The 13,032-nt window shown below is 42.9% G+C and carries 11 protein-coding genes; 10 read left to right on the forward strand and 1 reads right to left on the reverse strand.

Going from position 1 to position 13,032, the window contains the following annotated elements:
* Positions 1-35 precede the first annotated feature (35 nt).
* Genes ccoG through ccoS form a run of 4 tightly spaced genes read left to right on the forward strand, consistent with a single transcriptional unit; the run spans position 36 to position 4,465 of the window.
* Positions 36-1,538 (forward strand): cytochrome c oxidase accessory protein CcoG, encoded by a 1,503-nt coding sequence (gene ccoG, locus KXV15_RS04455; protein WP_240006948.1) that lies wholly within the window; start codon positions 36-38, stop codon positions 1,536-1,538.
* Positions 1,539-1,543: 5 nt separating this feature from the next.
* Entirely contained in the window at positions 1,544-2,074 is a 531-nt protein-coding gene (locus KXV15_RS04460; RefSeq protein WP_240006949.1) for a FixH family protein, read from the forward strand.
* Positions 2,075-2,115: 41 nt separating this feature from the next.
* Complete coding sequence (locus KXV15_RS04465) at positions 2,116-4,293, forward strand: heavy metal translocating P-type ATPase (RefSeq protein ID WP_240006950.1); 2,178 nt, start codon at positions 2,116-2,118, stop codon at positions 4,291-4,293.
* A 19-nt stretch (positions 4,294-4,312) separates the two neighbouring features.
* Positions 4,313-4,465 (forward strand): cbb3-type cytochrome oxidase assembly protein CcoS, encoded by a 153-nt coding sequence (gene ccoS, locus KXV15_RS04470; protein ID WP_240006951.1) that lies wholly within the window; start codon positions 4,313-4,315, stop codon positions 4,463-4,465.
* 71 nt (positions 4,466-4,536) lie between these two features.
* Here the strand turns inward: ccoS and KXV15_RS04475 are convergent, their stop codons facing one another.
* Positions 4,537-5,109, reverse strand: coding sequence for a GcrA family cell cycle regulator (locus KXV15_RS04475; protein ID WP_240006952.1), 573 nt, complete (start codon positions 5,107-5,109; stop codon positions 4,537-4,539).
* 451 nt (positions 5,110-5,560) lie between these two features.
* On the opposite strand from KXV15_RS04475, the gene KXV15_RS04480 reads away from it, so the two are divergent.
* From KXV15_RS04480 to KXV15_RS04505, 6 genes are all read left to right on the forward strand, one after another.
* On the forward strand, positions 5,561-6,751 hold the full coding sequence (locus tag KXV15_RS04480) for an aspartate aminotransferase family protein (RefSeq protein ID WP_240006953.1): 1,191 nt from the start codon (positions 5,561-5,563) through the stop codon (positions 6,749-6,751).
* A gap of 15 nt (positions 6,752-6,766) precedes the next feature.
* Entirely contained in the window at positions 6,767-7,687 is a 921-nt protein-coding gene (gene argF, locus KXV15_RS04485) for an ornithine carbamoyltransferase (protein ID WP_240006954.1), read from the forward strand.
* Positions 7,688-7,727: 40 nt separating this feature from the next.
* The gene (gene hslO, locus KXV15_RS04490) at positions 7,728-8,663 is read left to right on the forward strand and encodes an Hsp33 family molecular chaperone HslO (protein ID WP_240006955.1); all 936 of its coding nucleotides are present in this window, start codon (positions 7,728-7,730) and stop codon (positions 8,661-8,663) included.
* A 91-nt stretch (positions 8,664-8,754) separates the two neighbouring features.
* Complete coding sequence (locus KXV15_RS04495; RefSeq protein WP_240006956.1) at positions 8,755-9,861, forward strand: GNAT family N-acetyltransferase; 1,107 nt, start codon at positions 8,755-8,757, stop codon at positions 9,859-9,861.
* A gap of 19 nt (positions 9,862-9,880) precedes the next feature.
* On the forward strand, positions 9,881-10,822 hold the full coding sequence (locus KXV15_RS04500) for a cupin-like domain-containing protein (protein WP_240006957.1): 942 nt from the start codon (positions 9,881-9,883) through the stop codon (positions 10,820-10,822).
* A 353-nt stretch (positions 10,823-11,175) separates the two neighbouring features.
* Positions 11,176-12,945: a vWA domain-containing protein gene (locus KXV15_RS04505; RefSeq protein ID WP_240006958.1), complete on the forward strand. Its 1,770-nt coding sequence runs from the start codon at positions 11,176-11,178 to the stop codon at positions 12,943-12,945.
* Positions 12,946-13,032: the final 87 nt, after the last annotated feature.

Below are 13,032 nucleotides of genomic sequence, written 5' to 3' on the forward strand. Positions count from 1 at the left end.
GTAAACACCATTTCTAGAGATTAATAAGTGGCATCATGAATACTACAATTGATAATCACGAAAAAAAAGATACTGTCCACTCAGCTGAAGGTGTGGTTCAGGAAAATGTAAGTGCGGTTAACTCTGCCAAGACCCGCGAGCTTTACAATAAACGCCAACAAATTTATCCGAAGAATATTTCGGGTACATTCAGAAAGCTTAAATGGGCGGTTCTAACTGTCCTTTTGGGTATTTATTATATTCTTCCATTCTTGCGCTGGCCACGTGAAGGTTCTGGTTCTGACCAATTCGTATTGGCTGACTTTGAACATAGACGTTTTTATTTTGGTCCAATCGAAATTTGGCCACAGGAAGTTTATTATATTACCGGTCTTCTGATTTTGGCTGGTGTTGGTCTTTTCCTTGCAACATCATTGTTTGGTCGTGTTTGGTGTGGCTATGCCTGCCCGCAAACGGTTTGGACCGATTTATTCATTTGGGTTGAACAATTATTTGAAGGCGATCGTAACCAACGTATCCGCCTTGATAAAGCACCATGGTCTTTTGATAAGGCGTGGCGTAAAATTGGCAAGCATACGGTCTGGTTGATTATTTCATTAATGACCGGTGGCTGGTTCGTTATGTATTTTAACGATGCCTATGAGGTTTTGGGTGGCTTCTTAACTGGTAAAGCACCTTTTTCAGCCTATGTTTTTGCTGGCTCTTTGACATTTACAACCTATGCACTTGCGGGAACATTGCGTGAGCAGGTTTGTACTTTCATGTGCCCATGGCCGCGTATCCAAGCGGCAATGCTTGACCATGAAGCATTATCAGTAACCTATAAGCATGACCGTGGTGAACCTCGTGGTCCACATAAAAAAGGTCAAAGCTGGGAAGGTCGTGGCGATTGTGTTGATTGCCGTCAATGTATCGCGGTTTGCCCTGCTGGTATTGATATTCGTGAAGGTTTACAGATTGAATGTATTAACTGCGCTCTTTGTATCGATGCCTGTGATGAAATCATGGACAAAGTTGGTCGTCCAAGAGGGTTGATTGGTTATGACACAGAAGACAACATCAATCGTCGTCTAAAAGGTCAAACGAGCCAATTTAATTTCATTCGTCCAAGAACGATTTTCTATGGCACTATCTTTGCAATTGTTTCATGCGCAATCCTATATGGTCTATTAACCCGCCATACTATGGGCGTGAACGTTATTAGAGACCGCGCACCGTTGTTTGTTACCCTTTCTGACGGAAGTGTTCGCAATGCCTACACATTAAAGATTCTTAATATGTCGGGTGCGGACAGAAATGTTGCCGTCTCAATCGAAGGCGTGACAGATGGTCACCTAGAAGCGGAAACAGGCAAGATTGAAAACAATGAAGTTTTGATGGAAACAAAACCTAATAAAGTTTCAGTTGTTCGTATGTTTATGGTTGCCCAACCAGAGCAACAAAAGGGTAAATCCATAAATATTAAAGTTAAAGTACGTGACTTGAAAACTAAAGAAGTTGCTACTTCAAAATCCGTCTTTATTACCGGAACAGAGTAGGCTATATGGTAAATATGCCTACTGATTTACCAGAAACAAACGCCAACCCCGCCGCGAGCAAAGGCACGCTTACGGGTTGGCATATTCTTACTATTTTCATCGTTGGATTTGGGATTGTCTTTACCGTAAATGGTATTTTCATTTACAAGGCAATTTCTACTAATTCCGGTGAAATTCAACACGCCTATATGGAAGGGTTGAAATTCAACGAGACCCTTGAAACGCGTGAAAAACAAAAAAACCTTGGCTGGGATATGACCTTGTCAATGAAGCGTGGCGCGGGTGGTGATGCGCTATTTACCGCCCAAATGCTTGATAAAGCAAATCAGCCAGTTGCCGGTCTTAATATGAATGGTATTCTTTATCGCAATACCGAAAATAAAGATGACCATAAGCTTGTATTCAAAGAAGTGAAAACCGGAATTTATGAGGCGGTTGTTCCTCAACTTGGTCCTGGTAAATGGCTTTTTGAAGCAAAAGCAACCAAAGCCGGTGAGCCGGACTTTACTACGGAGACGTCGCTATCAATACGTTAGCAGGAAATAATTTTGATGAGGCACGTGGCTGTCCATCAGGTTTGGATATTGCTGCACCTGAAAGAAGTGCAGCAGATCCTAAAGCATTTGTGCGCAAAGGTGACAAAGGCGAATATAGCCTTGAACTACTTGTAAAAGGCGCAAAATGCGTAAATTGTCTTGGTAAAATTGAGCGCGGCGTTAGCGAAATCCCTGGTATTGAACAGGCGCGCCTAAACCTTTCGACTGGTCGTTTCATTGCGGGCTGGCATGATAAAAATCTTGACCCCGCCAAAATTGTTCAAAAGATTATTGACCTTGGCTATGGCGCAATTCCATTCCAAAGTGACATTGCCCAAAGCGTTAGCGATACCGAGGCCAAGAAGCTATTAATTTATATGACCGTGGCGGGCGCATCAATGATGTTCGTCATGATGTTGGTTGAGCCGGTTTGGCTTGCTGGCATTTTTGGTGAAATGGGGCCGGGGACACGGACATTCTTTCATTGGCTTGCGGCCATGATTGCTATTCCTGCGGGCGCATATGCGGGCATTCCATTCTTTTCTAGTGCATGGAAAAACCTTAAAAAAGGCCATGCAAATATGGATGTGCCAATTTCATTGGCGCTTATTCTTACGGCTGCGCTTAGCCTATGGGCGACCGCAAACTTCCGCGAACATACGTTTTTTGAAGCGATTGTTATGCTTGAATTCTTCTTGCTTATCGGTCGCTATCTTGATCATAAACTTCGTCAGAAATCACGTATTGCCGCCCAAGAACTTCTTGCGTTGCAGGCGGTTACCGCAAACGTAATTCAGGGTGATGGCACGATTAAATCGGTCAAAGTTTCTGAAGTTAAAGAAGGCGAAATTATTGAAATCCTACCGGGTGATAGAATTCCGGTTGACGGCGTGGTTATTCAGGGCGTTTCACAAGGTGATTTTTCACTTATTACAGGTGAAACACAAGCAATTGATATTGGCATCGATAGCCATTTGCGCGCTGGCTCTTTAAACCTTACTGGCAAACTGCTTATGAAGGCAACCAAGGTTGCCGATGATAGTTTCTTGGCGCAAATTGCCCGCCTTGTTGAGGCCGGTGAACAATCAAAATCGGTTTATGTTCGTTTGGCGGATAAGGCAGCGCAGCTTTATGTTCCTGTGGTGCACGGCGCGGCGCTTTTAACTTTTATCGGTTGGCTTATCGCCGGCAAAGGTTTTGAAGTCGCTATTTGGAATGCCTGCGCGGTTTTGATTATTACATGCCCTTGTGCGCTTGGTCTTGCTGTTCCTGCTGTGCAGGTGGTGGCAAGTGGCCGCTTATTTAAAAATGGTGTTTTGGTGAAATCTGGTGACGCCCTAGAGCGTTTGGCAAATATTGATTATATCGTATTTGACAAAACCGGTGTCCTAACCCGTGGTCAGCCCAACCTTATTAATCGTGGTGAAATCAGTGATGAAAACCTTGCGGCGGCGGCAATGCTTGCGCGGGCATCACGGCACCCACTTGCACGGGCGATTGCCCGCCTTGCTGGCCCTGGGCCAAGCATTAAAGATGCCCAAGAAGTCCCCGGATTTGGCGTTGAGGCCGATGTTGACGGTGTCAAAGTTCGTATGGGGCGTGCCGAATGGGTTGGTGCGCAATCGGATAATAGCGAAACCGAAATGTGGTATCGCAAAGGCGATGATATGCCGGTTAGGTTTGCTTTCTCTGATACTTTGCGCGACGATACCATTGCAACAATCGCCAAATTGAAAAAGTTGGGATTGGGTATCGAGGTTTTATCAGGTGATAAATTAGGTGCGGTAGAGACCGCCGCAAAGGCTGCGGGAATTGAAAAATTCACCGCCCAAGCATCCCCATTTGACAAAGCGGCGCGCCTTGATGAATTAAATGCCCAAGGTCGTAAAACTCTTATGGTTGGTGATGGCCTTAATGATGCGCCGGCACTTGCCAAGGCATTGGTTTCAATTGCCCCTGGTGCGGCGGCTGATGCATCGCAATCGGCATCTGATATGGTGTTTTCTGGTGAAAATCTGAATTCAGTTTATGAATCCATTATGGTTAGCCGTATGGCAAAATCACGGGTTCTTGAAAACTTCTGGTTTTCGGCATTTTATAATTTGATAACCGTGCCAATTGCTATTTTTGGCTTTGTTACCCCGCCAATTGCCGCATTTGCAATGTCAATGTCATCAGTAATTGTTAGTTTGAATGCATTGCGCCTTTATAAAAAATAAGTGGGGCTAAAGGAATAATATGGAAACCCTAATTTTTCTAATTCCAATTGCTTTTGGCGTTGCGGGTCTGGCAATGGTTGCCTTTATTTGGACCGTAAAAAACAGACAATATGAAGATCCAAAAGGCGATGCCAGCCGGATTTTGCTTGAAGACGAAGACAAGCCTTTATAAATAATATAATTGCGCAACAAAAAAGGCTTGGGAATTTCCCAAGCCTTTTTTTGTTTGAATTAGAAGACGGATTAAAGCGCCTTACGGATTTTTGCTTCTTCTTCGGTATCAACCGCAGTTGTAATGGTTTGACCTTGTGCAGCACCTTTGTTTTTGCTTAGCTGTGGTTGGTATGCAACCGCACCATGTTCTGCGCAATATGGCCAGTTACCGTGGGTCTTTGCACCACAGAAACCAAATTCAGCATCGGTAGGGTCGCCGATTGGCCATTTACACATGCAGGTTCCAAGTTCTAACACGCTAAGTAGCTTGCCAGATTTTGCACGGCTCTCGTCACGAAGGTTGGTAAATGCCGCTTCGGTATGGATTTTAACAGGCTCTTCAAGAACAGGTTTAACAACAGGTTCTTTAACTTCAACCTTTTTAATTGGTGGTGCTTCTGCCACAACTGCCGGACGTGCAGGTCTCGTTGGTCGCTTCGCTGGGCGTGACGGTGTGGCACGACCTGCAAGGCCAAGGCGGTGAACTTTGCCAATAACGGCGTTTCTGGTCACACTACCCAATTGTTTAGCAATTTGACTTGCGGATAGTCCATCAATCCACAATTTTTTTAACGTCTCAACCCGTTCATCGGTCCAGCTCATAAAAAGACCCCATCAGTTATACAACAATATATAGTATTATAGGCGATTTTACGAAGAGTGCAGTTTGTTGTACCTTGACCTCTTCATTATACAATTTATCGTATGAAAACTTTTATCCAACCACAAGCCCTAGTAAGGAACTTTTCCACAGGCAAATCACGGTCACGGGAACTAATCTCTAAATCTAGTATTTGGTTAATGATTGGTAAACGTTGATTTATATAGGCTTTAGAATAGTTAAGTTCAACTGTTAAAAGTCTGTTATAACGAAAATTAACACTGGAAAATTACAGTTATAAGGGCTAAAAGATGCGGCTTGTTGGATTGATTGGTAACAAGCTTCCACAAAATTTATATTGTTTGTTGGCGATGATATTTTGTCGCCAATTTTGTTTTTATAGTAAAGTTTTTCAAAAAACTTTTTGTAAAACTTTTTATTGGGAGAGAGTAAATGTCGCAATCGCCTTTGATGCCTGTATATCCACCGTCACCAGCAAATTTTGTTGAGGGACGCGGTGTTGAATTATTTGATGACAAGGGTAACCGATATTTAGATTTTGTTGCCGGTATTGCTACTAATTGCCTTGGCCATGCGAGCCCAATTTTGGTTGATGCGCTGACTAAACAGGCAAATAAATTATGGCACGTTTCCAATTCATACCAAACTGAATTGCAAAAAACTTTGGCGGAAAAATGGACATCTGTCACTTTTGCTGATGTGGTTTTCTTTACCAACTCTGGTACCGAGGCAATTGAAGCATGTTTGAAAACTGCACGTAAATATCATTTTGAAAAAGGTAAGCCTGAGAAGATTGATATTATCGGGTTTGATGGTGCATTCCACGGTCGTTCATATGGCGGTATCAATGCGGCGGCAAATCCAAACTATCTTCATGGTTTTGGTCCTGCTTTGCCTGGCTTTAAACAATGCAAATTTGGCGACCTTGATGCGCTAAAAGCAATGATTGACGAAAAAACCGCTGGTATCATTCTTGAACCAATTCAGGGTGAGGGTGGTTGCCGTGCCGCAACTGATGAATATCTAAAAGGCATCCGCGAGCTTTGCGACGCCAATGACATTCTTTTGATTTATGACGAAGTTCAATCTGGTGCTGGTCGTTCTGGTAAATTATTTGCCCACGAATGGTCTGGTGTTACCCCTGATATTATGGCGGCTGCTAAGGGTATTGGCGGCGGCTTCCCAATGGGTGCGTGCCTTGCCACTGAAAAAGCGGCTGTGGGCATGGTAAAAGGTGTTCACGGTTCAACATTTGGTGGTAACCCACTTGCGATGGCGGTTGGTCATGCGGTATTTGGCGAAATCACCAAGCCTGAATTCCTTGAAAACGTAAATGCAATGGCAAATTCAATTGCCCAAGCATTTGAGGGTTTAAAAGATACTTATCCTGAATTAATCGAAGAAGTGCGCGGCAAAGGTTTGTTGCGTGGTATTAAATTGACGATTGATCCACAAATCGTTCGCACCAAGGCATTTAATAATGGTCTTTTGGTTGCGGTTGCCGGCGGTAATGTGTTAAGGGTTGTTCCACCATTAATCATTACCCAAGACGACGTTTCAGAGGCGGTTGCAATTCTTGACAAGGCGCTTGCTGAAACTAGAGAAGAATTAAAAAACAAATAAAAGGCCTCCCCCACCGTGAGACATTTTCTTGACATTGACGCGATCGACGCGAGCGAGCTTAAAAATATTCTAAAAATGGCGCATGATATGAAAAATGCGCGCATCGGCATGCCCAAAGGGGCGCACGACAATGGTGCGCCTTTGGCGGGGCATATTTTGGCGATGATTTTTGAAAAAAGCTCAACCCGAACCCGCGTTTCATTTGATGTTGGGATGCGTCAACTCGGTGGTTCTGCGGTATTGCTGGAAACCAGCACTTCGCAATTGGGGCGTGGTGAAACCATTGCCGACACTGCGCGTGTGCTTTCACGCATGGTGGATGCAATTATGTTGCGGGCAAATTCACACAAAAGTTTGGTCGAACTTGCGCGTTGGGCGTCTGTTCCGGTGATTAACGGCCTTACTGATAAATCACATCCATGCCAGATTATGGCGGATTTGATGACCGTGGAAGAGGCGGGGCTTAATTTAAAAGATGCCCGCCTTGCATGGGTTGGTGATGGCAACAATGTTTTGACCTCTTTCATCGAGGCATCGGCTGTTTTCGGCTTCTCGCTTGTGGCCGCATGTCCGATTGGTTATCAGCCAGATAATAAAATCGTCAATAAAGCTATTGCCAAAGGTGCCAAGATTGAGGTTTTGACCGATGCCGCACTTGCGGTTACTGGTGCTGATTGTGTGGTTACCGATACTTGGGTTTCTATGGGCGACACCAATGTTAGTGAGCGCATGCAGGCATTGAGCCCTTATCAAGTTGATGAGGAATTGATGGCAAAGGCAAATAATGGTGCAATCTTCATGCACTGCCTTCCGGCACACCGTAATGAAGAAGTAACAGATGCCGTAATTGATGGCGCTTCTTCTAAGGTTTTTGACGAAGCCGAAAACCGTATTCATGCGCAAAAGGCAGTTTTACGCTGGTGTCTTGAGAAATAACTATTTGCGTAAAATAAAAAAATAAGTGTATTATTTGCGCATGGATGATGCTTCGCACGATATTTTTATAAATTCAGATGATATTGCCTTCAGTTTTGTGTTTGAAGGGGCAGCAGTTCGCGGAGAATTGGTGCGCCTTGGCCCTGCAACGGCTGATGATATTATAACCCGTCATGCTTTGCCCGATGAATTGGGGCGGCTTTTGGGTGAGATGTTGGCGCTTTCGGCGCTATGTGGCGCATCATTGAAATTTAATGGCCGCATGATTGTTGAATTGCGTGCCGAATATCAAAACGAAGAAACCCCGCTTGAATTCATTGTTGCCGAATTTAATACCGATGGCACTTTGCGCGGTATGGTCAAACGCCGTCCGGTTTTTTATGATGAATTTTCCCATTCGGGCTTACCGCATACTCTCCCAAACCTGTTTGGAATGGGCATTTTGCTTATTACCATTGATCAAGGCGCGGGTATGGAACGTTATCAGGGGCAAGTTGCCATTGAGGCCGATAGCATTGCCGAGCTTGCAGAAACCTATTTCATGCAATCGGAACAAATCCCAAGCAAAATCATTCTTGCGGCACGTAAATCAGATGATAAGCACGCCGAATGGTCATCCTATGGCTTTATGATACAGCGCGTCGCCGCAGATATTACGCGCGGTGTTACCGAAGATTTGTGGGATGAAGCGGTGATGAAGTTTGAAACCCTATCACCAGATGAATTGCTTGATCGCGAAATTGCGCCGGGGGAAATCTTGCACCGCCTTTATCACGAAAATGAAATTGTGGTGTTTAAACCGAAATATTTGCTTGCGCGTTGCACCTGCAACCGTGAGAAATTGGTGCTTTTGATGTCGCAAATGCCAAAAGAGGATACAGAGTTTTTAATCGAAAACGATGGGCAAATCCACGCGCGCTGTGAATTTTGCAATACAACATACCACATTGATCCAAGTGAGTTGAAGGCGCGTTAGCTTCCCCAACCTTACCCAAATGTAATTTTATTGTTGCGTAATAACCCTATCTTTACCCATTTATGAGACAAAGTTCGTCATGGGAAAAGATATGGTTGAATATAAACTAATAAAAAGAAGCAATATTACAAAAGAAGAAGAAAGTATTTGGCGCGATATGTGTGCCAAAACTATGCGTTTTGCTTCACCAGTATTATTACCACAATTTAGCGCAATTATAGATGAAATTCGCGGTGATGTTGAGGTTCTTGTGGCGCGTGAAAATGATGTGCCGGTTGGGTTTTTGGCGCTTCATAAACGCTCGTCAAAAATTGCGCGACCTGCGGGGGCGCCATTTTCGGATTATACCGCATTTGTTTCATACGAAGGCGCAAAAATCAGCCTTCCCGATGCCTTGGAGGCGGTCGGAATAGATAGATTGCAAGTTATCGGCCTCGTTGACCCATATGGTGTTTGCGGCACAATAAAGGGTGAAGAGGAATTGGCATATGGCATTGATGTAAAATCTGATGTTGTTCCCAATAGTCTTAGTAAAAAGCACCAAAAAAACTATCGCCGGATTAAACGCCATTTGATTGATGATTATGGCGAAGAGCATTTTATTTTTAATGATAAAAGCGAAGAACACTTCCGCAAAATGATTGAATTTAAACGCGCGCAAACCGTTCACACTGGCGTGCATGATTTCTTGGCGCCTGAATGGGTCGAAAAATTGATGGAAAAATTATTCTTTTCCAAAGATCCTGAATATCACGGCTGCATGATAAGTTTGATGACCCATGAAACGCCAATTTGCTTCCAATTCGGGCCGCGTATTGGGCGACGTATGCACCCATGGATTGCGACCTATGATCAGGACTTTTTCCAATATTCGCCTGGGCAGATTTTCTTGGTTGAAATTTTGGATGTCTTAAAAGAGCAAGGTATTGATTATTACGATCTTTCGGTTGGCGAAAGCCGTTATAAATCAACGTTTTCCAACGATTCACATCTGGTTCGGCATGGCAAGATTTGCCGTACAGGGCTTGTTTCCAAGCAGGATAATGAGATTTGGAACGAAGAAACCAAAATTGGCAAGATACATAATAAATTAAGGCGTCGCATCGACCAGATTGCATGTCTGGAACTTGAACTGTCGGGGAGAATAAAGGGTATCAGTTTTGCATTGGCCAATGCCGCAAAGCGGATAAAAAATTAAAATAATTCTGGAGTATGTAATGGGTAATATTATCGAGTGGGAACAGGACACTCTTAAAAACTTTACGCATGATGATTATTTGGTGAAGCATAACCTTCATGAGCATCCGATTTTTTCGGACGAGGGGCTTATTAAAATCCTTGATGCTTATCCACGCGATAAATTAGAAGTTTTCACAATGGGCAAAGATCCGCATGGTTGGGGGCAATGGTGCCTTGGTCGCCACAATAACCTTAGCGGGGCCGAACTTATGGAGGCCGTAAAGAACGGTCGCATCTGGCTTAACTTGCGCGGCACAAATAAGGCCGCACCCGAAGTAAACGAAGTTTGCGAAGCCTTATTCAATGAAATTGAACAAAAGACTGGCGTAAATACCTTCAAACATGACATGGGTATGTTGATTTCATCGCCCAATGCACAGGTTTATTATCATGCGGATATGCCATTGGTTTTATTGGTGCAAATTCGCGGAACTAAAAAAGTTTATTTATATCCGCCAGAAGATCCTTACCTTACTGATGAACAGATGGAAAGCATCGCCATCAAAGAAAAGGACGAGCAATTACGCCCAAAACCAGAATGGGATAATGATTGCCTTTTAATTCATGATTTAAAACCAGGTGAGCTTCTAACATGGCGGCAAAATGCACCGCATCGCATTGAAAACCACGACTGCGTCAATGTCTCTTTCTCAACCGAATTTTTGACAACCGAGGCTTTGATACGTGCCAACACGCTTTATGCCAATGGCTGTCTTCGCCGTTATTTTGGCTTGAAGCCGTCTTTTAAAAATTCACCATCTTTTGTGAATTATCTAAAAGTTATTTATGCGCGCATTGTAAAACTTATGGGCGGGTATAAGGGAAAAAATACGTTGCCGGTTCCTCATTTTACGCTTGATAAAGAGAATTTAGGCAAGTTGAACTTTGATAAAGACTATGATGCCAGCGTTTTGAATTAATAAACGCGGTAACTTAAAATATAGTTTTGTTTTAAAGCTACAAAAAGGGGGCGTCATTCGCCCCTTTTTATTATTTATAGATATAGTATAAATGAATATTTTTCAAATATTAACAAGTCTATATTGTATGAATATATGATATTTGCGATTTATTAAGTATAACTATAATGTAAATGCGCTATATATTACTTGATTTGGTGGAAAATATGTCGCCAAATCTTTTATAAAATTAATTGTATTTAATCTATATTTTTAACATTAATTAAACATTGTATTGATACTTTAGTAGATAAAATAATAAACTGGGCAATATAATAAGTTGGGTTGAAAATATGTATGCGTTAAAAACTGCCATGGAGTATGTGGCAAGATTACAGCGTGGCTTTATAAAACTATCAAAAAATAGCCGCGCGAACGTTGCAATTTTATTTGCGCTTGCGAGTATTCCAATTGCGGGTTTCATCGCAACTGGCGTTGAGATTGCGCGCATCACAAACGCTAAACAACAGCTTCAGGCCGCAACAGATGCTGCCGCAATTGATAACACAACAAATGGTCGCGGTAGCGATGCCGATGCCGTAGCCTATGCAAAGAATTTCGTTAAAGCATCTATCGGTGCAAATGCACAAGTTGGTGATATCACAATCGGTAAATATACCGAAAACGGCACAGAAATGATGGGTCTTGTAGTTGATGCAAAGCTGGACTCAATTTTTGCCGGTGTTATTGGCATCGATAAATTTGATATTAAAACCAGCTCTGGCGCAACCGCAGCGATGGGGCCAAATGAGATTGTTTTTGTTCTCGATACCACTGGTTCAATGGCGCAAAATAACCGTATGGTGAACCTAAAAGCGGCCGTTAAAAACGTTTTAAGCCAATTGCAACCGCAAAGTGCCAATGGCAATGTAAAGGTTGGTATCGTGCCATTCAATACAATGGTTAAGATGCAGCCATCAACATCATATAATAATGTGAATTATGGCAGTGCGGACACTTGGTATGGCTGTGACAGCACAAAAGGCTCAACATCATGGCCTAGTTGCTGGGTGGCATTTGCGCAACGCGATGCAATGTGTAAAAACGCAACCAATCGTGTGGCTTGTAATGATAATGCCGTTTATTATGAAACCAAGGTTACATGGTCTGGCTCAAACGCAACTTATTATCAGGTTGCAAAATCTTATGAGATGATAAACGGCAAATATACCATTTATGTTCAAAGCGCTAAATGGTCATATTATGGTGGTTCTTGTAATAATTCATATACCGATGAAACTGGTTATCATTGTAGCTCAAGTAATTCATCAGAAAAGCTAACCAATGAATCATATACCGTTTACACAAATCAGGCAAACCTAAGCAATTATAATTCGAACCCTGGTGCTCAATATACCAAGATGCCGAATTATATGACATATATTCCGGCGCTATCTAATGGTTTTGCTGGTACTTATGAAGTGTATGGCAATTCAAATGATATTACTTGGAACTATACAAATTATAACTCTAGCACTCAACGCAAAGGGTTCCACCCCGCTACACCGGATCATAAGGATTTATGGACAGGTTGTATCTATGACCGTGACCAACCGCATGATACCGATGCCGCAGAGGCAAAGCCAGGTGATAAATCAACATGGTACACCGCAAGATTATGCGATTATGAACCGTTGGAAACTGTTATGGGGCTTACCACAGATTTTGACGCACTAAACGCAAAAGTTGATGCATTAAAGCCAGCAGGTAATACCAACATTACAATTGGTTTGCAGTTTGCAATGGAGGTATTGTCACCATCATTACCATATAGTGACGGCGCCGCCTTTAGCGATAAATCAACCAGAAAAACCATCATCCTTGTAACAGATGGTGCGAATACCAAAAACCGTTGGACATCAAGTGCAAGCACAATTAACGCACGTACTAAATTGGCATGTCAAAACGCGAAGGATTTGGGGATTACAATGTTTGTTATCAAACTTGAAGAAGGCGATGATAGCTTGCTTGAAGGTTGTGCAACTAAACCACCTTATTACTTCGATTTGACTGGATCTTCACAAATTGGCGCTGCGCTACAATCAGTATTGCAGTCAATGGGTGAAACCCGCATAACAAGATAGCTTGGCGTATACGCCAGAAGTCGAAGCCATGACGGGCTTGTAAAGGTCAATGCTTCCCTGTTATTATGCGATTAATAACAGGGAAGA

This window comes from Pseudaquidulcibacter saccharophilus, from assembly GCF_019455445.1.
GTDB lineage: Bacteria > Pseudomonadota > Alphaproteobacteria > Caulobacterales > Aquidulcibacteraceae > Pseudaquidulcibacter > Pseudaquidulcibacter saccharophilus.

Bases quoted from the DNA above. Each gene is read 5' to 3' on its own strand.
- KXV15_RS04475 (WP_240006952.1), bottom strand. From the start codon at position 5,109: ATGAGCTGGACCGATGAACGGGTTGAGACGTTAAAAAAATTGTGGATT.
- KXV15_RS04505 (WP_240006958.1), top strand. From the start codon at position 11,176: ATGGAGTATGTGGCAAGATTACAGCGTGGCTTTATAAAACTATCAAAA.
- KXV15_RS04495 (WP_240006956.1), top strand. From the start codon at position 8,755: ATGGTTGAATATAAACTAATAAAAAGAAGCAATATTACAAAAGAAGAA.
- KXV15_RS04460 (WP_240006949.1), top strand. From the start codon at position 1,544: ATGGTAAATATGCCTACTGATTTACCAGAAACAAACGCCAACCCCGCC.
- KXV15_RS04500 (WP_240006957.1), top strand. From the start codon at position 9,881: ATGGGTAATATTATCGAGTGGGAACAGGACACTCTTAAAAACTTTACG.
- ccoS (WP_240006951.1), top strand. From the start codon at position 4,313: ATGGAAACCCTAATTTTTCTAATTCCAATTGCTTTTGGCGTTGCGGGT.
- KXV15_RS04480 (WP_240006953.1), top strand. From the start codon at position 5,561: ATGTCGCAATCGCCTTTGATGCCTGTATATCCACCGTCACCAGCAAAT.
- hslO (WP_240006955.1), top strand. From the start codon at position 7,728: ATGGATGATGCTTCGCACGATATTTTTATAAATTCAGATGATATTGCC.
- ccoG (WP_240006948.1), top strand. From the start codon at position 36: ATGAATACTACAATTGATAATCACGAAAAAAAAGATACTGTCCACTCA.